The organism is Acinetobacter oleivorans DR1 (genome assembly GCF_000196795.1).
In the GTDB taxonomy this organism is placed as follows: Bacteria; Pseudomonadota; Gammaproteobacteria; order Pseudomonadales; family Moraxellaceae; genus Acinetobacter; species Acinetobacter oleivorans.
On record NC_014259.1, the window covers coordinates 1088737 to 1111038 of the forward strand.

Here is a 22302-nt window from a genome sequence, read left to right on the forward strand (position 1 = left end):
TTTATGAAGTTTTTAATTAGATTTTGCTAATTAAATCGTTAATTTGTTTAGCTTGTTCAGCTGCATTACCTGTGTAAGTTGCAGGAGTAAGTTCAGCTAAACGTGCGCGCTCTTCGCTTGGTACTTGAGAAAGTTCATCGCCATTTACGAAGTTAACCATCATGTCGCGAGTCATTGCTTGACCACGAGTTAATGCTTTTAACTTTTCATATGGTTTTTCAACGTTATAACGACGCATAACAGTTTGAATTGGCTCTGCTAAAACTTCTTGAGCTTGATCAAGATCTTCAAGTAAACGGTTTGCATTGAGCTCAAGTTTACCAACACCTTTTAAACACGCATCAAAAGCAATTAAACTTTGCGCAAAACCAACACCCATATTACGAAGTACAGTAGAGTCAGTTAAGTCACGCTGCCAGCGAGAAATTGGTAATTTTTCGCCTAAGTGTGCCAATACAGCATTCGCAATACCTAAGTTACCTTCAGAGTTTTCAAAGTCAATTGGGTTAACTTTGTGTGGCATAGTTGAAGAACCAACTTCACCATCTTTCAATCTTTGTTTGAAGTAACCTAAAGAAATGTAACCCCATACGTCACGGTTAAAGTCGATTAAAATCGTATTAAAGCGACGTAACGCATCAAACAACTCTGCCATGTAGTCATGTGGTTCGATTTGTGTCGTGTACGGGTTGAATGTTAAACCTAAAGATTCAACAAATGCTTGAGCATGTGCAGCCCAGTCAACATCTGGGTAAGCTGAAAGGTGAGCATTGTAGTTACCTACAGCACCATTGATTTTGCCGAGTAGCTCAACATTTTCAAACTGTTTAATTTGGCGAGCTAAACGGTATGCAACGTTCGCCATTTCTTTACCCAAAGTTGTTGGGCTTGCAGTTTGACCGTGTGTACGAGACAACATTGGTTGTTCAGCGTGAGCTGTTGCTAAAGTAGAGATCGCATTTAAAATTTGCTTCATGCTTGATACTAAAACTTCGCGGCCGTTTTTAAGCATAAGTGCATGAGACAAGTTATTGATGTCTTCTGAAGTACATGCAAAGTGAATGAATTCACCTGCATTTTGTAATTCAGCGATACTTGCGATTTTCTCTTTTAAGAAATATTCAACAGCTTTTACATCATGGTTAGTTGTACGCTCAATTTCTTTAATGCGGTTAGCATCTTCTTCAGAAAAGTTGCTAACAATTGCATCTAAAGCTGCATTTGTTTCATTTGAAAAAGGAGCAACTTCAACAATTTCTGGACGGTTAGAAAGTGCTTGTAACCAACGCACTTCTACAGTGACACGAGCATGAATTAAACCAAACTCAGAAAGAAAAGGGCGTAGCGCATCACATTTGCTGGCATAACGTCCATCTAATGGTGATAGTGCGGTTAAAGCGTTCATAACGATTCCTTAATGTTGGAATAAACATAAAACAAAAAATAATCTCTTTACAGCCTTAGATGACTTGATACTGTAAACGAGCAAGTGCCTGAATATCCTGTAGCAATTTACGTTTGCTAAAAATCATGTTCCACGAACTACCACCGAGTTGTCGCCATAAATGGGCCATTTGTAAGCCAGTAAACAGACAAGCACGGATGCGGTTAGTATGGTTGGTATCTTTAAATGCTTCTGCATTACCACGAACGAGAATGCGAGGGTTAATCTGCCCAGCAGTATCAACATAAGTTTGAGCCAAATTGGCTAAAATGCTTGGGTGTAAGTAATTATTATCAAAAAAAGAAAGCTGTTTTAAAATCTTTTGCTGAGCTTTTTCAATAATTGCAACGTATTCAGGATTGCTATAGACCTTCTTTTCTAATTGCAAAAGAGACATCGCATATGACATTGGAAGCTTGGCAGTGCCCATTTTTGGAAGGCGAGATTTAGGCATGTTTGTAAAAGGTTGAGTAATACAATTTTCGAGGGTTTTAAGCCCCAAAGAAATATCTGCCAACTGATTAAAAAAATCTAATGTTTGAACACCATTGTTGACTGTAGGGCGAATATTTAAACTCGCTTTGATTAACAGCTCAAAATAGAAGTTACCACTTTCACCAATACTCTGCTGACCCGTTAAAGCTGTCATGTGCGTGAGCTGGGTAGCCTGAAATACCCCCGCCAAGGCAAGGGCACGGTTTTGGCGAACATTCAAGGCTTGTGATTGTTGAAATGGTAACTCCACCATGTCATTCATTCCCTTAAATAAAATTTGGTGTAGGGGCATTTGTATGGTGAATGACACCCCCGCCTAAGCAAACTTCATCTGAATAAAATACAACGCTTTGACCCGGTGTAACAGCACGCTGAGGTTCATCAAACTCAACTCGTACACCGTGTTCACTATTTTCATCAATAAAAACTGTACATGCCTGATCAGGTTGGCGATAGCGTGTTTTAGCTGTACAGCGTAAACCTTCAACAGGAATATTCTGTTCACCAGCCACCCAGTCAATTGACTCACTCCAAAGCTGTGTGCTTTGCATGAGGGGGTGTTCATGTCCCTGACCAATAACGAGGCGATTATTGGCAATATCTTTATGTAGTACGAACCATGCACCTTCTGCTGCACCTTTCAAACCACCTAGACCAATTCCGCCACGTTGACCGAGCGTATAGTACATCAGACCGTGATGTTCACCAACTTCTTTACCTGTATCAAGTACAATTTTTCCAGGTTGAGCGGGCAAATATTGTTTAAGGAAGTCATTAAATCGACGTTCGCCAATAAAACAGATTCCTGTAGAGTCTTTTTTCTTGGCTGTAGCAAGATCAAGTTCTTCAGCAATTCTGCGGACTTCTGGTTTTTCAATCTCACCTACTGGAAATAGGGTCTTGTTAATTTCTTTACCATGCACAGCATGCAAGAAATAAGTTTGGTCTTTGTTATTGTCTACACCACGTAATAACGGTGCGTATGCTTCACCTTTCGAGTTGTATGCAGTTTCACCACGGCGAGCATAATGACCAGTCGCGATAAAGTCTGCACCTAAAGTCATGGCATGATCTAAAAATGCACGGAACTTAATTTCTTTATTACATAAAATATCTGGGTTTGGGGTGCGTCCAGCTGCATATTCAGCTAAGAAAAGTTCAAACACACGGTCCCAATATTCCATAGCAAAGTTTGCTGTGTGGAGTTTAATACCGATTTTATCTGCTACTGCTTGAGCATCGGCTAAATCTTCCATTGCCGTACAGTATTCCGTGCCGTCGTCTTCCTCCCAGTTCTTCATGAAAAGACCTTCAACTTGATATCCTTGTTGAAGTAAAAGTGCTGCAGAAACAGAAGAGTCTACACCACCAGACATACCGACGATGACACGTTGTTGCATAGGACTAGGCATCCAAATGAGAAGTTAATGAGGGAGAGAAAGGGTGCTCATAAATAAGCGATAAAGGATAATGGTGACCTTTCATGGCATCTTCAACTGCTTTGAGTACGAGTGGACTACGAGCACGAGCAGATTCTTTGAGCTCATCTGGTGTCATCCATACAGCAGCTACAATACCAGTATCGAGTTGAGGATTATTTTCAACTTGAGTCACATGTGCTAGAAAACAAAAGCGGTAATAGGTGCGATCCGGAAACATGGGCGGGGTATATGTATAAATACCAAGCAAGGCATCAATTTCAACATGATGACCTGTTTCTTCAAGTGTTTCTCGAATGGCTGCTTGAGTTAATGACTCACCGCATTCCACATGACCAGCAGGTTGGTTAAATACTGTGTGTACAAAACCCTCGCTATGTTCTTCAACAAAAAGATAGCGTCCGTCTTTTTCTACGACTGTAGCAACAGTGACATGAGGAGTCCATGCGGCCATAAAAAAGCACCATGATTTAAAAGACGTATGATACGAAATTTAGGGGTTTTTGGCTATGGTGATCTGCTAAACGATATGAGCAATACTACAAAACCATATCGTTTAAAAAATCAGAATTTTATTGCTGATATTTCATAGAGCTAATTAATCTTGCTCTGTTTGAGCCGCTTTATGATTATTTTGTACTTTTACATAATGTCTTGCCGAATAAGGAAGAAACGCTAATTCTTTTTCGGTTAGTGGTCGCACTTGTTGTACAGGGCTTCCTACATATAGATAACCACTTTTTAAGACTTTACGTGGTGGAACTAAACTTCCTGCACCAATCATTACATCATCTTCAATAATCACATCATCTAAAATAACAGTATTGATTCCGATTAAAACTCGGTTGCCAATGGTACAGCCATGCAAAGTCACATGATGTCCAACTGTCACATCTTCACCAATAATAAGAGGTGAGCCATTAGGTTTTGCATCATTTTTATGGCTAACGTGCAACATACAATGGTCTTGTACATTACTGTTTTTACCAATTTGAATACTATTTACGTCACCACGAATGACGGCAAAAGGCCAGACAGAAACATTTTCAGCTAAGCTAACTTCACCGACTACAATAGCCATGTCATCAACATAACATGTTGTATCAACTTGAGGACGGTGTTCAAGATAAGGACGTATGTTCTTTGCCATGAGTAGTATCAAAATAAAATTTAGAAGAATTATAAAATAAAAAAGCACTCAGGCTAAATAGCATGAGTGCTTAATTCAACTATTCAAAAATTAGAATAAGTTGCTGAAGAATTGTTTAACATGGTCGATTAAGCGTGCAAAGAATCCTGCTTCTTCAACTGGTTTTAATGCAACTAATGGCTTTTCAGCAATTACTTTGCCGTCAAGGCTAGCAACAAGTTTGCCCACAACTTGGCCTTTTTGAAGCGGTGCATTTAAGTTAGGTTGAACAACTAACTGTGTTTTAATACCGTTAGCTTTGCCTTTAGGCATAGTCACACTAAAGTTTTCAGCCAGACCAATTTGAACTTCATCTTCTTTACCAAACCATACTTTTGCTTTTGCAAGAACTTGATTGGCTGGTTGAATATTTGCAGTTTCAAAGTTTGCAAAGCCCCAAGACAATAATGTACGTGTTTGGTTAGCACGTTCATTTACGCTATCCGTTCCGAAAATAACGGAAATGAGACGCATCGGACCACGTTTGCTTGAAGTTGTTAAGCAGTAACCCGCTTCATCTGTATGACCTGTTTTTAAACCATCTACGCTTGGGTCTGTGTAAAGCAAGGCATTACGGTTACCTTGTTTAATACCGTTAAACGTAAATTCTTTTTCAGAGTAGATTGGGTAATATCTTGAGCTGTCTTTAATAATATGTTGCGCTAAAACAGCCATATCTTTAGCTGTTGAATAATGACCTTCTGCCGGTAAACCAGTTGAGTTAATGAACTGGGTATTTGTCATACCGATACGTTTTGCTTCCTGATTCATCATGTGAGCAAACGTGCCTTCATTTCCGGCAATATGTTCAGCCATTGCTTTTGATGCATCATTACCTGATTGGATAATGATACCGCGAAGCATTTCTAGAACAGTTGCTGTACCATTTAAAGGAACATACATACATGATTCAGAGCTGCTTCCTTTACACCATGCAGACTCGTTCATACGAACCTGCTCATTTTCAGTCAGTTCACCTTTTAATAATTTTTGTTCAATGATGTAGCTTGTCATCATTTTTGTCATTGAAGCAGGTGCAAGCTTTTCGTTTTCATTTTTAGAAGCGAGAATTTGTCCTGTCTCATAATCCATTAATACATAAGACTTATTATTTAATTCTGGCGGAGCTGATAAGACAGTTGCTGCATAAGAAAAACTTGGTAAGAGGAGGAGTGCAGCAATAGCGCTTTTTCGAGTCATTCTAGGTAATTCCAATATCTTGTATGAAGCAGAAGAACCTAGCATTTTAGGATAAAGCAAAGCCGACTTCTATGGGGGAAGTCGGCTTTTTCAAACAGTATTGTAACTCAAGAGTTTTTTACTAATTTAGTTTTGCGATTGATAAGCTTTCACGTCTTGACAAACTAATGTGTTTTGCTCGTTACCAGCAGCTTTTGCATCATTACGCGCTTCTTTTAGGACTTTCTTGAAACTTTTGTCTTTAGCACGTTTCTCTAAAGCTGCAACTGGATCGGCTTCATTTGGCAAATAGTCTTTTACTAAACGTTCATAACCTTGAGCAAAATCAGCATCTTTTTTGCCAATAAGGCTTGGGCAAATTTCAGAAAGTACTTGAATTGCAGCTAATTCTTCAGGAGTTATAGTTTGCTGTGGAGTTACTTCAACAACATTTTCATTTTCGGTTTTCTTTTCAGCTGTTTTCTTCTTATCAGCAGCAAAACCAACTGTTGCCATGCTCATAAGTAAAACCAAAGAGAGCGATTGAACTAAGCTTTTCTTCATAAACATCGATAACCCAAAATAAAATTTTTAAATATGTCGATAGCTTAACCAATTTACAGGTTAAAAAAATGGAAAAAATGTATTGTTATGTTGGTTTTCTGCTTAATAACAAGCAGAAAACCTCAGTAAATAAACTTCTACCCTAAACGAGCAAAAACCTATTCTTTATAGTTGACGATCTCTTCACAGAGTTCGTGTTGCTCATGATGGTCCATTTGTTTTGAAGCTTGACGTGCTTCATTTAACAGGGTTTTAAACTCTGCATCATTTTGTAGAGCAGAGAGGGTAATTGATTTATTCGAATACCCTTGAAGATACGTTGTGATAATTTTTTGAGTATTTGACTCAAGTTTTTTATTTGTCCCTACGAAAGCTGGACAAATTTCCTGTAAGACTTGCGTTGCCGCAATATCATCTTTAATTAAGCTATCAGCTTCTTGTGTTGAGATATCCTCATCTGCAAAAACCGCTTGCGTACACAATGTGATACTGATCCCCAATACCTGAAAAAAAGGAGCAAAAGTTTTCATTTTTTCACAATTTTATAATGCTATGGAGGCATAAATATATATAATTCAACAAATAATTCAATTGTGAAAACCTTTAGGTTTATTTGTAGAGAAAGATTTTAGTGAATATTTTAATAGCGAATGATGACGGTGTTTTTGCGCCAGGTATACAGGCTTTAGCTGAAGCATTAAAACCGCTTGGACGTGTGGTTGTGGTTGCACCAGAAAGTGAAAGAAGTGGTTTTTCAAGTGCATTAACACTAGATCGACCATTGCGCCCAATTCAAATTGCCGAAGATGTATGGGCTGTGAATGGTACGCCAGCAGATTGTGTGTATTTGTCTATGAATGGTTTGTTTGATTTCGAATTTGACTTAGTCGTAAGTGGAATCAATAGTGGCGCTAATTTAGGTGATGATGTTTTATATTCTGGAACAGTCGGTGCTGCATTTGAAGGACGTTTAATGAAGCAACCTGCAATTGCTGTTTCTTTAGCTGGTCCTGATGTACGCGCTTATAATGTTAAAGAAGATTATGCTCAGGCTGCACAGTGGGTACATGATTTTATTGCAAGCGGATTGCCAGCTTTGCCTCCGCGACACATCTTTAATATCAATATTCCTGATGTACCGAAGTTAAAAGGAGCACAAATTACGTATCAGGGACGCCGTGCTCAATCTAAACCTATTACCAGCCATGTCGACCCAAGAGGACGCCAAGTTTACTGGATTGGATTAGCAGGCGAGGCGGTTACAGATCCTGAGCGTGTTTCAAGCCAGATTCAATCGGATTTCTTTGCGGTAGCAAACGGTTATGTCAGTGTTACACCTATTCAAATGGATGCTACAAATTACGCCGTTTTAGAAGACCTTCAGGTCAGTTTGAGTCAATAATTGAGCTCGAATGTTATAACTTTGTGAATAAAGAAAAAGAGGAACGTGTTTCCTCTTACTTTTTTGGTACTCTTAGCCGAAATGATTTGTAGCATTTAGTGAGGGAGATCAATGCATTTAATTGGGCAACAAAACAGAGTGCATATCCAAAAAGACAAAATAATGAAAATTATGTTGTTGTCTGTGGCTGTAGGTTTTACCGTAGCTATGGCAGGCTGTGCTTCTAAACCACAAATTAATAATAGTTCTCGCTATGCAATGGCTCCTAACTATTACACAGTTCGTTCAGGTGATACTTTAAGTGGTATCGCAATGCGTTATGGTCTGGACTATATCAGTATTGCCGAAATGAATGATATTCCTGCGCCATATCGTATTTATGTCAATCAATCATTACGTTTGAAGAAAGGTTCTTCACCAAGAACAGTATCTACGCAAGTCATGGCACAACCTGAGCAAATCAAACGTCAAACCATTGCTCTACCAACCACACAACCAGTTACACCGGTAACTCAGCCGTCTACTGTACCGTCAACGAATACGACAGTGGCATCAGTTGCACCAAATTCGAGCTTACGTTGGATAAAACCGACCAATGGACCAGTGATTCAAGGGTTTAATTTGGCAAATAATGTCAAAGGAATCCGTTATGGTGGAAATCAGGGTGACCCTATTTATGCCGCAGCTGATGGTCAAGTTGTCTATGCAGCTGATGGCTTAAAAGAATACGGAAATCTGGTTTTAATTAAGCATATTGACGGATATATCAGTGCGTATGCCCACAATAGCAAGATGTTTGTAAAAAGCGGTGACAATATAACTGCTGGACAAAAAATTGCCGAAATGGGCTCTACTGGTGCATCTCAAGTCATGCTCGAGTTCCAGATTCGTTTGGATGGAAAACCGATTAATCCTATAAATCTTTTACCAAAATAGCTAATGCAAAAAACTTAGGTTTCCTCGTATAATGTAATTGGTTGCTTTCATTACAACAATAAGCATTTTTTATAAATTTAAAATTAGATTCGAGGAAACCTATGTTAGATCAGCTTCGTGCGATGGGTGTTTTCGCTTGTGTGGTTGAAAAAAGTTCATTTAGTGGTGCGGCACGTGAATTAGGAATTACAACAAGTGCGGTGAGTCAGCAGATACGCTCGCTTGAGCATGAAATGGATGTAACTCTATTACATCGCTCTACTCGTAAACTTAGTTTGACAGAAGCCGGACAGGCTTTTTTTTCAAGCTGTCAAGAGATGTTGGCGGCGGCTGAAAGGGGAAAAATCAGAATTAATGAATTGAGGGATGACTTAATCGGGGATTTGCGTATTGCGACAACTCCTGATTTGGCAGTTCAACACCTCATTCCTGCATTATCTCACTGGATGTCGGCTCATCGCGGTTTATCTGTGCATTTCGAAGTTGGACATCGTTATATCGATTTAATTGAAGAGCGAATTGATATTGCGGTTCGCATGAGCTCTACTCCTGTAGAAGAGAGCAGCTCGATCATTCCGATGGCTTTTGTAGATCAAATTTTGATTGCTTCTCCTAGTTATCTGAATCAGTCTAGTCCAATTGTGCATCCTAATGATTTAAGAGATCATGAATTGTTGTCGATTAATGTCATGAATGACTCGCGCCATTTTAATTTTCAACATGTAAAAACAGGTGAAACGCTCAATATTGAAATGCAAAGCCGTTTGCAGAGTAATAATTTACAAGTTGCAAAAGCGTTATGTCAGCAAGGGCATGGTATTGCACGAATTTTATATTTAGATGCTCAGAAAGAACTAAAAAATGGTTCTTTGATTGAACTCATGCCAGATTGGAAATTACCAACGTTTACATTGTATGCAGAGGTTGCCAAGCATGATCAACAACCAATGAAAATTCAACGTTGTGTTGAAGCACTTAAACAATATTTTAGCCAGTTAGCAGGAGGGCGAGCGATTCAAATCGTTCGTTAATTTTGCAAGTCTGAAATAAAAAAGGCCTGTATTTTACAGGCCCTTTTTTATTACTTCTGTTTTAATGTAGCAACTTCTTCTGCATTTTCTTGTGGCAGATCCTCAGCAGTAAGTTCTTCATGCTTCTTAATTTTTTTCTTATTTTTCTTTTTCTTTTTTGGCTCTTCTTCAATTTCAGCACCATCTTCAATGGCTTGCCAATATTCAAGTTGTTCCATTACTGCTGCATAAATTGAATTTTTGCTGTATTTACCCTTCTTATCGAGCGTACCGACCGGACGAGCCATTAAAATTTCAAGTGCCTGATCAATCGTATCAATTGCATGGATATGGAATTGGCCGCTGCGAACAGCATCAATAACATCTTGACGTAACATCAAATGCTGCATGTTTTGACGAGGAATAATGACACCTTGCTTACCAGTCAAGCCTTGTAGCTTACATGCATCATAAAATCCTTCAATTTTTGCATTTACGCCGCCAATAGGTTGAACTTGTCCTAATTGGTTCATAGAGCCGGTAATTGCCCATGATTGATCAATTGGTATTTGGCTAATTGCAGAAATCAACGCTGAAAGCTCAGCAACAGTTGCACTATCGCCATCAACTTGACCATAGCTCTGTTCAAATGCAAGTGCAGCCGAGAAGTGTAAAATCTGTTCACGACCAAAGTGAGCTTTCAAGAAGCTAGACATCAGCAGCACGCCTTTCGCATGAAGTGACCCACCAAGTTCTACACTACGTTCAATATCAAGAATATCACCGCCACCTTGATAAACAGATGCCGTTAAACGAGAAGGTAAACCAAACTCAACATCTGCATAATGAATCACGGAGAGGGCATTGATCTGACCTAAACGGTATCCCGATGTTTCGATTAATTGTGTACCGCGTGAAAGATCTTGCCAGTAAAGCTCTCTTAAATAGCCTAAGCGATATTGGCGATGTTGTAGAGCGAGGTTAATGTGCTGGTCGGTTACCAGCTTCTCATTCGCTTTAAATGCATGATGATGTGCTTCGCGAATCAGGTCACCTAAGGTTGAAGCATGTAACGACAGTGAACTTTGGTCTTCAGCCTGACGGCTTGAATCAGTAAGTAAAGCTGCTAAAGCACTGCGGTCAAACGGAAGCAATTTATCCGCTTGTACATAGTCAGCAATGAGCTGCATGTAGGCTTGTTCATTTTCGTCATTACGTTGTAATGTATCAGTAAAATCTGCACGAATTTTAAATACACTACCAAGCTCTGGTTCTACTTCTAAAATTTCATAATAAATTTCAGGTTCTGCCATAAGAACCACTTTAATATCAAGTGGAACCGCAGCAGGTTCTATCGAGATAGAGCCTGTTAACGTCAGCATATGTTCAAGAGAAGATAACTTAAGTTGTCCTGATTTTAAGGCACGCTTTAAACCTTGCCATGCATAAGGCTGTTCGAGTAATTGCTCGGCCTCAAGCATTAAAAAACCACCATTTGCTTGATGTAGAGCACCTGGACGAATGAGAGTGAAATCTGTAGTAATTGTGCCGTTATGAGTGAGCTGTTCAACGTGGCCGAGTAAATTATAGTGCGTTGGAAAGTCTTCAAAAATAACAGGAGCGCCACTATTTGGTTTATTTGCAACAATCACATTGGCTTGATAACGTGCTGGAACACGATTGAACATTGATGGAGTAAAATCATCTTCATCTTGTTCTAAGATCAGTTCAACATTATCAATAATATCTTGGGCATATTGTTTTAAATAATCTTCAAGTCCTTTCACTTGACCATATTTATTTAAAATAAGCTCCATTCTTGGCATAACAACTTGCGTTGCAATATCTCGATTTAACACAGACACTTTGTCGCGTGCATCATCTTCTAAATCACCTAAATGTAGACCAAGGCGATCCAGCTTTTTATCCATATAGCGAATATTGGCCGCAATTTCAGCGCGTTGCTTACTATTTAATGCATCAATATCTGTTTGGGTAAGTTCTTGAACCTGATCATCTTTGACTTGTACGGGAACAAAACCATGTTTCTCATTACGAGAAATGAGTTTTAAATCAAGTTCTTCGCCTTCTTTGGTTAGTTCAACAAGCGCTTGTTGTTGTACATCACCTGTTTCCTGACGGATACGTTCAATACGATTGTGATAAGTCTCTGCACTAAAACGGCGTTCAAGTTGCTTTAAAATAATTTGCCAAGTTTGATCATGTGCTTGTTGAAACTTAGTTCCTTGACCTGCTGGAAAGCGTAGAGCAATAGGTTGACGTGCTTGTTTGAAATTATAGACATACACCCAGTCATCAGGCGTTGGCATTGTTTTGGCGTGCTGCTGTAACAAACGTTTAATCATAGTACGTTTGCCTAAACCAGCAGTTCCTACTGCAAAAATGTTATAGCCTGAGTAGGGTAAAGAAATTCCCGCCTCTACAGATGCTTTGGCACGATCTTGACCTAAAAAATTATTAAGAGGTTTGATGCGTTTAGTTGAAGCTGGAATTTTTTCAAAATCGGGGATATGTGTAAGTTGTTCAGGTTTTAAAACGGTTTTATCTAAGGTCATTTTTATATCAGGTTGCTCAAAAGCTGAAGGAAATGCATTTACTGTGACGTTTGTGGTGGTTGTTTTAGCGAGTGATAAAGTTGAAATAGTCACTTGATCAAGTTTTTGTGTCACTGTTGATATCCAGCAAAAGAAAACGAAGGTTGAAGCCTTAAGGTATACAGGTTTAGCATAAAATATCAAGCAAACTTGCGGTTTTTATCGCCAAAACAAAAATGTTTGCATAAAGAATCTTGAAAGCAATTGTAAGAAGGGTTTGAATAGGCACATTTATAATTTATGGAAAATAAAAATCGAATGAGTGCTGAATCAAAAGGGTGGAAAAGTTCTTTTATGGCCTTCTTGGATCGCCGAGCAATTATTATGTTGTTTTTAGGCTTTTCCTCAGGAATTCCCATATTTCTAATTTTTTCAACCTTATCATTCTGGTTGACTGAAGCTGGAATTAACAGAAGTACTATTACGATGTTCTCTTGGGCAGCGTTAGCTTACTCATTCAAATTTATTTGGGCTCCATTAATAGATAAATTACCACTTCCTTATTTAACAAAAAAAATGGGATTAAGGCGTAGTTGGTTGTTAATTGCACAGATTTTAGTTATCTGCGCAATTTGTTTAATGGCATTTACAAATCCATTACCGAACACTTCTGGGTTTGGTTCATTTTCAAATCTAACTATTATGGCAGGAGCGGCTATTTTTCTTGGCTTCTCTTCAGCTACACAAGATATTATTGTGGATGCTTACCGTATTGAATTAACTGAAGATCCTAATGTACAAACTGTTTTAGCCTCAACTTATAATGCTGGATATCGTACTGCTACAATCATCACGCAATTAGGTGCATTATTATTTGCGGCTTCTCTAGGTACCGCAGTTGGTAACTATATATATGAAGCATGGAGAACTACATATTTATTAATGGCCTGCCTAATGGGTATAGGAATAATTACAACATTATTTATCCATGAGCCTCAAGTTAAGCGTATTCAGCATCACTATCAAGCTAAAGATTATTTTCAGTTATTTGCGGTTTTTGTTATTTCAACCATCGTTTTTGGAATTAGTTTTTATCAAATCGGTTTAATTTTTGATTCATTTTCTATTGAAGATGCTTTTTTAAGTTTTTTACTTTTAGTTATTAAATTTTTAATTAGTATATCAATTGCTGTTGTTGTAATTCTAGGTTTAATTAAATTTGGTCTAATTAATAAAAAAATTGTTGTAGAAACATGGTTATCACCTTTATTAGATTTCTTTAAACGATATGGATTAAAAGTTGCTTTAGCAATTTTATTGTTAATAGGGTTTTATCGTATTTCAGATGTCGTTGCTGGTGTAATGGCTAATTTATTCTATTTAGACTTAAATTTTGATAAAGAAGAAATTGCTTGGTTTAATAAGTTTTTTGCAATTTTCTTTGTCATATTGGGTGGTTTCCTCGGAGGAATGTTAGCACAACGCTATAATGTGATGAAAATGATGTTCTTAGGAGCAATTTTAGCAAGCACTACTAACTTGATTTTTGTTGGATTAGTTAAGTCTGGTGCCACTATGCAAAATGTTCAGGTTCATATTGGGGATCAAACTTATACTACCAGCCCTGATGAAGTAGGAAATTGGTCATTAAAATTCCCAAGTAATACATTAACAACAGCTCAGGATAAAGTCTCAATTGATTCTCAGCCTGTGGGATATACTGAACCCTTAAAGATAAACCTTCCATTAAAATTATTTAGCTCAGAATCACAACCAGATATTTATATTCAAGCAATTGGTGGAGATAATCTTTTATATAAAGATGAGCTGAAAAAAGATGTAATTCTTCATGGTAGTTTATTGAATCTGCCTAAAAATAGTGAACTAAAATCAGTTAGCATTTTATTGAATTCAAAAGATAAAATAGAAGGCAAGATTAAAGATAATGATTGGAGTGTTATTGTTCCTGGAAATGATCTTGCTAAACTTAATTCAATACAAGTAGAAGCAAATTATGAAGCTAATAAGCAATCGCATACTTTAACTTTAAATCATTCTTATCAAAAGCAACTAGAAGAGAATCAGCCTCGTTATCGTATGAGTTTATCCGATATTCCTGCGATTCCGATTGATAAAAATATTGATATTGAATTGAAAGGAAAAGTGGTTGTTCCTTATAGCAAAGTTTGGTTAGTAATGGGCATCATATTTGATAACTTAGCCTCTGGATTAGCTGGGGCAGTTTTTATTGCATTTCTTTCTAGTTTAACGAGTGTGTCATTTACTGCCATGCAATATGCTATTTTTAGCTCGCTAATGCTGTTGTTACCAAAAACGATTGGTGGTTACTCAGGTACAATAGTGAATCATATCGGTTATTCAGGCTTTTTTACGGCTACATTTTTGATGGGATTACCAATTTTATTACTCGTGATATGGGTAGGTAAGTTGTTGGCTAATCAATCATCAAAATAAAGGTTTCCTAGGAGATAAATATATGCGAATGCTTCATACAATGTTGCGAGTAGGCAATTTAGAACAATCTTTAAAGTTCTATACCGAAGTATTAGGAATGAAGTTACTTCGTAAGCGTGATTATGAAGAAGGGCGCTTTACACTGGCATTTGTTGGTTATGGTGATGAAGAAACCAATACTGTGCTTGAGCTTACCCATAACTGGGATACATCAAGTTATGAGTTAGGTAATGCCTATGGTCATATTGCGATTGGTGTTGACGATGCCTATAAAGCGTGTGAAGAAATTAAAGCACGTGGCGGCAAAGTTGTGCGTGAAGCGGGCCCAATGAAAGGTGGTGTTACCGTTATCGCATTTGTTGAAGATCCAGATGGTTATAAAATCGAGTTGATTCAACAAGATGCTAATGCGACAAATAACTAAAAATTGACTATGACGCTTTAAGATTTAGGTCTTAAAAGTCTAGCTTTATTTTTTTAGCCCAGTATGATGAACGCTTGACCAGATGGTCAATTTATCAACTGGGTTTTTTATTATCTAAAATAATCATAGGATGTGGCTATGTTGAAGTTATTGGCACTTGATCGATTTACAATTTTGTTAGTTGGAATGGTACTGCTAGCAACATTTTTTCCAGTCAGTGGTCAAGCTGCGCAATATTTCAATACACTGACTACTGTCGCGATTGCAATTTTATTCTTTTTGCATGGTGCAAAGCTGTCTCGCGAGGCTGTAATTGAAGGCGTTTTGCATTGGAAAATGCATTTACTTGTCTTCGCATTTACTTTTTTTATTTTCCCTGTGTTGGGTTTGTTAGCTAAACCGATTCTGTTACCTCTACTCGGCCAGCAGCTGTACTGGGGTTTTCTGTTTATGTGCTTTTTACCCTCTACAGTTCAATCTTCTATTGCATTTACATCAGTTGCAAAAGGGAATGTGGCTGGAGCGGTTTGTAGCGCATCTTTTTCCAATTTGATTGGTATGTTTATTACACCAGTGTTGGTGAGCTTTTTTATTTTAGGCCAAAGCCAACATGGGTTCGATCCGACTGCTTCAATTATACAAATTACATTGTTGCTGTTAGTGCCATTTATTTTAGGGCAAATATTACGTCCTTATATTTTTCCTTATATGGCAAAAGTTCCAAGTATTGTTAAAGCATTCGATCAAGGCTCGATTTTGATGGTGGTGTATGGCGCGTTCAGTGGGGCAGTGGTTGCAGGTCTTTGGCATCAGGTAAACTGGAAAACCTTGCTTATTTTAGTGGTTGCTTGTTCAGTTCTTTTAACGGTCATTATGTTATTAGCACTGTATCTACCTCGTGCTTTTGGATTTAACCGAGCAGATCAAGTCACGGTTTTCTTTTGTAGTTCAAAAAAGACGTTGGCAAGTGGTGTGCCGATGGCGCAAATCTTATTTATTGGTCAGCCTTTAGGCATGATTGTGTTGCCTATTATGATCTTTCACCAAATCCAATTAATGGTTTGTGGGGTAATTGCAAATTACTGGGCTAAATCTAAAGATTAATTCGCAAATAAAAAATATTTGGCGTATAATCTTGTCCACTTGTTGTGCTTAGCTCTAACCCTAGAGGTTTCGGTGGGCCAAAAGAATGGTCTGTTGTGGTGTTGATCTGCTCATTTTGAGCTTTCCTCGATTTATTTTGAGAGTGATCAATTGCGATAACAGCTTAAGCCTTTCTACAATTAGGAGTAATCGACGATGCGCGCCGATATTCACCCAAAATATGAAAAATTAGTTGCAACTTGTTCTTGCGGTAACGTAATCGAAACTCGTTCTGCTTTAGGTAAAGAAACTATCTACCTTGACGTATGTTCAGCTTGCCACCCTTTCTACACTGGTAAGCAAAAGAATGTAGACACTGGTGGTCGTATCGACAAATTCAAACAACGTTTCTCTGGTATGTCTCGCTCTATCAAGCGTTAATACTGAAAAACGAAACAAAAAACGGGCTTTATGCCCGTTTTTTGTTTATGAACGACAAGACCATTATTGGTCTTGTACATCTGTTAATCGATCAAGTCGTTTCTGGAAATAACGACCTTGTAAGAAACGTGCTTCCACATTCCAAGCGTTAGCAAATAAGTTCATATCATTAAGATCGGCAAGTAAAATCCCTACAGGTTTTACAGTCAAATAATTTAGAATCTTTTCTTGTAATTGCGCTAAACCAGCATCTGAGTTTAATAGCTCTGTCTTCTTCGATTGCAATTTTAAATATTGAACATCAAGTTGTTGCAATATCGATTCACTATACATAGAAGATGTGAAATCTCGAATTGAAATTTCTGCGCCATGTTGACGTAGGCGGGCTATAAGTTGCTGTGCAATTGCAAGGTGTGGCTGAATCGCTTGCTCTGAAAATTGTAAAATCAACGGGCTTTCTTGCTTACTACCAATAATGGTGAGTAATTTCGAAATGAGTTCAGGGGCTGATTTATCTTTGAGTAAGATATCAATATTTAAGTTAATAATCAGCTTGGCTTTCGGGTACTGCGTAATGAAATTATGTAGCTGCTTGCAAGCCTCGACCAAAATCCAACGGTCTAATTGAATCGAAAGTTCACTATCATCTCGCAATGCGGCTAAATCATTTAAATCATGCCACTGTTCATCTGCAATAAAACCACTCGTCACTTCGTAGTTATGGGTTTCTTGATCATGCTTATCATAAATCTGCTGATATTTTAAATGAATTTCACCCCGTGCCAGCTGTTGCTTTAACTGCTGTAATAACGGTGAAGGCATTGGAGCATCAACATCTTGAAGGCTTAAATCAAGTGACAAAGACGAGCTGATAGGTTCAGAAGGGATAATATCGATTGTTGGCGTTAGCTCAATTTCTGGCTTGGCTTTAGGTAAGGCTTGCTGATTTGTTTGATCAAGAAGCTTTGCAAAGCTAGCTTCATTTAATGGCTCTGTAATTTGCGCATAACTCAGTTTGAATTGTACTGAGTAATTAAGTTCATTAACCGTTAATAAATGCTCTTTTTGCAAAGTTTGCAGACTAGCCAATTGGGAGTTAAGGACTGTACTGTTTTCGGCTTGCAAAACGCCAAGATATGACCCAAGTTCAAGATTGAAAATCGGCATTTGAGCCTGTTCTTTCAGGAAACTTTGCAGCTGATTAAAATATTGTCCGGGTGTTTGCCAGTCTAGTTGAAACACTCGTTCTGGGCACTGATTTAGTCTGAATAAAACCAATGCATTCGCTTGAGCAGGGTGTGTCGATAGTTGTCGATTAATTTGTTGCCAAGGCGCAGTGGATCCGTAACTTTTTTCAGCAAAAGCTATATTGGCAGGTGTTTGTAAATCTAGTTGATAGTCAATAGTTAACTGTACGGCGTCTTCTTCTTGACTCGGAATAAATTCAAGTTTTAAAGCATTATTACCTGAAATTGCTGCATGTTGACTCTGGATTTCAAAACGAGCCTGATCAAATTGACCTAATGAAATCTTTTTAAATCTTTGTTTAAAAATATTTAAATCATTGGGTTGTAAAACATCTAAGATGGGTAGGCCGATAATCTCTTCTTCTTGCTTAAAGCCAAAAAGGTTGAGGTATTCTGTATTTGCCTTAACGTGCATGCCTTCTTGAAAGAGGGCAACTGCTTTATGACTGTTATTCACCAATGTTTGTGTATGAGAATGAATAGTTTCCAATTCATTGGTCAGACGTTGCTCAGTTTGCAATAAGTGACTATATGACAAGGTCCGAATAAGCGTGATATAAAAATAATCTAATGGCTCTAATGGAACTACATCATAGATACCTTTATGAATATAGGATTGATATTGCTGAGGTTGATAATCTTCAGGTTGCAATAATAAAACAGGTAAATGTGGCTGCTCAGATGCTTGAATAAGGGAGAGGGTTTGTTCAATTTTTAGGTCATAAGCACGACCAAAAATAATAGCATCCCAAGGCGTATTTAACTGTTTTTCGAAACTTTTTAGATCATCAAGTAATAACGCATGAACTTGATAATTATTCCCCAATAATAAATTTAAAATCTGGTTATAACGTAGCTGGTTGTCATCAATAATGAGTAAACGTGTTTCAGTACGTTTTAACTTTTTAGATAATAAAGAGTTTCTCACTTTAGTGCTTCCCATAAATCTTGGCTGCTAGAGTTGCTATTCTTTTTCATCATGAACTGATCAAGCAGATTTTGTTGCTGCTCATTCAGAAGTTCGAAATGAAATTGAATAAAACTTTGAGTAATGAGTTGTGCTTTGAGTAGATACACTTTGATTTCTTCTGTCCCCAATCGTAAATGAATTGTTTGTTGCTCTCTAAAAATTTGTGACCCCGGTAAAATCAACGTATTTTGTATTTCTTCTAGATTTTGTGTTTGTAGTAGTAGTGCAGGATGATAATTGCGTGTATGACGCTCAGCTTGAATATGCACTGCACAAGGGAACATCGCCTGTGACAAAATCTCTAAACCTAACTCTAGGGATTTTTCTGTCGACTGTTTAATCCAGCGGATTACGCCACCGCGCCATTGTCCATGCAAAGTTTCTTTAACTAAAATATATTCACCGGTTCTTAGATTTTTCGGTGCTTCCCCAGACCATTTAATACGATATCCATTGACACTAATATCGAGAACAGTGGTTTGATAAATGGTTTTGCTTTCACGACTTAAGCGTTGATAGGATGTGGTTTGTTGTTCTTTTTTCTCTAAATTGGATAAAACTTTAGACTCACTTTGTAAGTTGTAATTATTGTTAAGTTGTAGCGTTTCTTCAAAGTTTTTTGCTTTCGCTAGATAGAAATGAGCCGTACTTAAACCGAAACAAATTTGTAGTTCTGCATTGTATTCATAACGTTCATGACGACGTTGAGCCGTTGTACCCAAAATTGTTTGAACATGAAACTTTAAAGCCGGGCTTAAATAAAACTTTTCATTTTTGGAAATATATTGCGCATTTTTATGCATGGTTGCAGTGACATGCTCAAGTAAAGCTTGTGTGCCTATAAAAATGCTTGGACTAAAATTAGAGCTGCGTTTGGTGTTATAGACTGGCGGATGGTCTTTACTAGGGTCAACTACATATTTGGTTAAGGCTGTATCTTTCGGCAAAATTTGAATCATTCTTGCCCAGTCAAAACTACATTGAAATAAGGCTTGAATTTCTGATTGGCGAATCTGATTCGTATTTAAAATATCGAGCAAAATTAGCTGAGCATAAGCTTGGGTAATATTTGCTAGAGGGTGGTGGATACCCTGAATATGATTAATATTGATGAGATGATATTTGTGTTGAACAGCGGTTTCGTAGAGCTGATGTGCAACCAGCCACTGTCCTTTAAGAGGCTCACTATAGAGCATATGCTGCTGATATAAGAGGCTCGTTAATTGTTGTAGTGCATGAAAAGTCGATAAGGTACGTGCCGTTTGCAAATTCTTTTTTTGCTTATAGGCAAATAGAGAAAACTTTTGATGCTGTAATTGCCCATGGCTATTTTGTGCAATATTTAAATAAATACTGGCGAAATAGCAACGCAGCAACATTGCTAACTCAATAATATGTTCGTTACGGTCTGTACTAATAACACCTTGGTTAAAAAAGTTTTTTTCTAGACTCGCAAGAACGTTATTAATGGTGGGATGAAGCGTTTGTATAAGATCAAAACGTAAGGTTTCACTACATTTTAATTCATTGAGCTCTAAAATGGCGGTGAATAATGCTTTTGACGTATCGCCGAGTTGCATAATAGAAAGGGTAGTGACCCATTCATTAAGATCTTTAATATTGGCTTCACAAAAGCTTAACCGCTCACGAGTGAGTTCGGTTTGATTGTGAAAAATGTCCGATAGTGCATTATTCATCATCACTTATTATATAACTCAAAATGTTGTTGCCCCAAAAAGCGGTGTTTTATTCTTTTCGCCCGCAATTTCCCTGACGAGTTTAGGAACCAAATACCCCGGTAGGTTCGCTAACACATCACGATATATATCATCTATCTCAGATGGTATTAAATCAAAATGTTGTGCACCTTTTACTTTATCTAAAACATGTAAGTAATAAGGCATAACGCGAGCTTCAAATAAACGATAACTTAAATCAATTAATGTCTGTGCAGAATCATTAACGCCTTTAAGCAATACTGCCTGATTAAGTACAGTAATGTGCTCGGCAGATAACTGCAACAATTTTGAACAGGTAAAGTCATCGAGTTCAGAAGCGTGGTTTGAGTGTACCACCAGAACTATACGCAGCCTACTGTTTTTTAATAAAGAAATTAGCTCTTCGTCGATCCGGTTTGGAATCACAATTGGAACTCGTGAATGAATTCTCAGAATCTTAATTTGTTTGAGAGATGATAAACGTTCTAGCCAAAGTGCTAATTTACGGTTAGAAAGCGTAAGGGGGTCTCCACCACTTAAAATGATTTCATTAATGTGCGGATTCGCTTCAATGTAATTTTTAATATTTAGCCAATCATCATTTTTCGGTAAATTTTCTTGATAGGGGAAATGACGACGGAAACAATAACGGCAATGTACGGCACAAGCACCTGTCAAAGTCAGTAAAAAGCGTGATTTATATTTATGTAATACACCGGGTAATTGATTTGCTGCTTCTTCACCCAAAGGGTCTGTTACAAATTCAGGATGTTCTTCAAGTTCTAAATGATGAGGTAAAACCTGTAGCAAAAGCGGGTCAAAAGGGTTTTTAGCGTTCATTTTTCCGACGAACGCGCGAGGAACACGCAATTTAAACTGTTCAGAAGCCAGAATCGCACCTGATAATAGCTGATCAGAGGATAACTCGAGTAGGCTTAGCAACTCCGACGGATCAGTAATAAGGTCACTCAGTTGTGATTGCCAGTTTTGCTCTTGGTATAAATAGTTTATCATTTGACACGATTAAGATAATGCAACAACGCATTATATCGCATAGTTGACTTGTTAAGTTTGGAGTGTGCCTTTCATGGCCTATTATTCTACAAATGATTTTAAAGCAGGCCTTAAGGTTATGCTTGATGGTAACCCATGTTCAATCATGGAAAACGAATATGTAAAACCAGGTAAAGGTCAAGCGTTCAACCGTGTAAAATTACGTAACCTTAAAACTGGTAAAGTATTAGAAAAAACTTTCAAATCAGGTGACTCTTTAGAAGCTGCTGATATTGTTGAAGTTGAAATGGAATACCTATACAACGATGGTGAAATGTGGAATTTCATGGATCCTGTATCTTTTGAGCAAATCGCTGCAGACAAAACTGCAATGGGCGATGCTGCAAAATGGTTAAAAGACGATTCAAATGAAAAATGTACGATTATGTTGTTCAACGGCGTACCTTTAACTGTAAACCCACCGAACTTCGTTGTATTAAAAATTGTTGAAACTGATCCAGGCGTACGCGGTGATACTTCTGGCGGCGGCGGTAAACCAGCTAAGCTTGAAACAGGTGCGGTTGTTCGTGTTCCGTTATTTGTTCAGCAAGAAGAAAGCGTTCGTGTAGATACTCGTACTGGCGATTATTTAGAGCGTGCATAATAGTTAAAAAATACACTATTATCGAAGGGATGATGTAAATCATCCCTTTTTTTATGCGAAAGTATAAGAGGAAA

20 protein-coding genes are annotated in these 22302 nt (G+C 37.8%); 8 read left to right on the forward strand and 12 right to left on the reverse strand.

Features of this window, described 5'->3' with window-relative positions; genetic code table 11:
* Positions 1-16 precede the first annotated feature (16 nt).
* The 8 genes from purB to AOLE_RS05105 form a co-directional block, all read right to left on the reverse strand.
* Positions 17-1405 (reverse strand): adenylosuccinate lyase, encoded by a 1389-nt coding sequence (gene purB / locus AOLE_RS05070; protein ID WP_013197147.1) that lies wholly within the window; start codon positions 1403-1405, stop codon positions 17-19.
* 55 nt (positions 1406-1460) lie between these two features.
* A complete protein-coding gene (hflD, locus tag AOLE_RS05075) occupies positions 1461-2192 on the reverse strand; it encodes a high frequency lysogenization protein HflD (protein WP_004643577.1) in 732 nt (243 codons plus the stop codon).
* Between the two features lie 13 nt (positions 2193-2205).
* On the reverse strand, positions 2206-3339 hold the full coding sequence (mnmA, locus tag AOLE_RS05080; RefSeq protein ID WP_005307300.1) for a tRNA 2-thiouridine(34) synthase MnmA: 1134 nt from the start codon (positions 3337-3339) through the stop codon (positions 2206-2208).
* Between the two features lie 4 nt (positions 3340-3343).
* Entirely contained in the window at positions 3344-3832 is a 489-nt protein-coding gene (locus tag AOLE_RS05085) for an NUDIX hydrolase (RefSeq protein WP_005307298.1), read from the reverse strand.
* 144 nt (positions 3833-3976) lie between these two features.
* On the reverse strand, positions 3977-4528 hold the full coding sequence (locus AOLE_RS05090) for a gamma carbonic anhydrase family protein (RefSeq protein WP_013197148.1): 552 nt from the start codon (positions 4526-4528) through the stop codon (positions 3977-3979).
* 90 nt (positions 4529-4618) lie between these two features.
* On the reverse strand, positions 4619-5767 hold the full coding sequence (gene dacC / locus AOLE_RS05095; RefSeq protein WP_005307294.1) for a D-alanyl-D-alanine carboxypeptidase PBP5/6: 1149 nt from the start codon (positions 5765-5767) through the stop codon (positions 4619-4621).
* A 126-nt stretch (positions 5768-5893) separates the two neighbouring features.
* Positions 5894-6316, reverse strand: a complete 423-nt coding sequence (locus tag AOLE_RS05100; protein WP_004790891.1) for an MCR_0457 family protein — start codon at positions 6314-6316, stop codon at positions 5894-5896.
* Positions 6317-6468: 152 nt separating this feature from the next.
* The gene (locus AOLE_RS05105) at positions 6469-6840 is read right to left on the reverse strand and encodes an MCR_0457 family protein (RefSeq protein WP_005307290.1); all 372 of its coding nucleotides are present in this window, start codon (positions 6838-6840) and stop codon (positions 6469-6471) included.
* 101 nt (positions 6841-6941) lie between these two features.
* Here AOLE_RS05105 and surE point away from each other — a divergent pair, with 101 nt between their 5' ends.
* From surE to AOLE_RS05120, 3 genes are all read left to right on the forward strand, one after another.
* Positions 6942-7712 carry a 5'/3'-nucleotidase SurE gene (gene surE, locus AOLE_RS05110; RefSeq protein ID WP_005307288.1) on the forward strand — a complete coding sequence of 257 codons (771 nt, stop codon included), beginning with the start codon at positions 6942-6944 and terminating at the stop codon, positions 7710-7712.
* A 111-nt stretch (positions 7713-7823) separates the two neighbouring features.
* On the forward strand, positions 7824-8648 hold the full coding sequence (locus AOLE_RS05115) for a peptidoglycan DD-metalloendopeptidase family protein (RefSeq protein WP_005307286.1): 825 nt from the start codon (positions 7824-7826) through the stop codon (positions 8646-8648).
* A gap of 101 nt (positions 8649-8749) precedes the next feature.
* Positions 8750-9679, forward strand: a complete 930-nt coding sequence (locus AOLE_RS05120; RefSeq protein ID WP_005307284.1) for a LysR family transcriptional regulator — start codon at positions 8750-8752, stop codon at positions 9677-9679.
* Positions 9680-9729: 50 nt separating this feature from the next.
* Here AOLE_RS05120 and AOLE_RS05125 read toward each other — a convergent pair whose 3' ends face one another.
* Positions 9730-12348: a Lon protease family protein gene (locus AOLE_RS05125; protein WP_013197149.1), complete on the reverse strand. Its 2619-nt coding sequence runs from the start codon at positions 12346-12348 to the stop codon at positions 9730-9732.
* Between the two features lie 165 nt (positions 12349-12513).
* Here AOLE_RS05125 and AOLE_RS05130 point away from each other — a divergent pair, with 165 nt between their 5' ends.
* The 4 genes from AOLE_RS05130 to rpmE all read left to right on the forward strand — a co-directional run bounded on the left by AOLE_RS05130 (position 12514) and on the right by rpmE (position 16636).
* On the forward strand, positions 12514-14688 hold the full coding sequence (locus AOLE_RS05130) for an AmpG family muropeptide MFS transporter (protein ID WP_013197150.1): 2175 nt from the start codon (positions 12514-12516) through the stop codon (positions 14686-14688).
* 22 nt (positions 14689-14710) lie between these two features.
* On the forward strand, positions 14711-15112 hold the full coding sequence (gene gloA / locus AOLE_RS05135; RefSeq protein ID WP_005307276.1) for a lactoylglutathione lyase: 402 nt from the start codon (positions 14711-14713) through the stop codon (positions 15110-15112).
* A gap of 132 nt (positions 15113-15244) precedes the next feature.
* The gene (locus AOLE_RS05140; RefSeq protein WP_171056844.1) at positions 15245-16216 is read left to right on the forward strand and encodes a bile acid:sodium symporter family protein; all 972 of its coding nucleotides are present in this window, start codon (positions 15245-15247) and stop codon (positions 16214-16216) included.
* 195 nt (positions 16217-16411) lie between these two features.
* Positions 16412-16636 (forward strand): 50S ribosomal protein L31, encoded by a 225-nt coding sequence (gene rpmE, locus AOLE_RS05145; protein ID WP_004652835.1) that lies wholly within the window; start codon positions 16412-16414, stop codon positions 16634-16636.
* Positions 16637-16699: 63 nt separating this feature from the next.
* Here the strand turns inward: rpmE and AOLE_RS05150 are convergent, their stop codons facing one another.
* From AOLE_RS05150 to epmB, 3 genes are read right to left on the reverse strand one after another with little or no spacing between them, the layout of a single operon-like run.
* On the reverse strand, positions 16700-18811 hold the full coding sequence (locus tag AOLE_RS05150; protein ID WP_081399280.1) for an EAL domain-containing protein: 2112 nt from the start codon (positions 18809-18811) through the stop codon (positions 16700-16702).
* Complete coding sequence (locus AOLE_RS05155) at positions 18808-20553, reverse strand: hypothetical protein (RefSeq protein ID WP_023274156.1); 1746 nt, start codon at positions 20551-20553, stop codon at positions 18808-18810. Before AOLE_RS05155 ends, AOLE_RS05150 begins: the two co-directional genes overlap by 4 nt.
* Before the next feature lie 15 nt (positions 20554-20568).
* Positions 20569-21585 (reverse strand): EF-P beta-lysylation protein EpmB, encoded by a 1017-nt coding sequence (gene epmB / locus AOLE_RS05160; protein ID WP_013197153.1) that lies wholly within the window; start codon positions 21583-21585, stop codon positions 20569-20571.
* Positions 21586-21658: 73 nt separating this feature from the next.
* On the opposite strand from epmB, the gene efp reads away from it, so the two are divergent.
* The gene (gene efp / locus AOLE_RS05165; RefSeq protein WP_004790907.1) at positions 21659-22228 is read left to right on the forward strand and encodes an elongation factor P; all 570 of its coding nucleotides are present in this window, start codon (positions 21659-21661) and stop codon (positions 22226-22228) included.
* Positions 22229-22302: the final 74 nt, after the last annotated feature.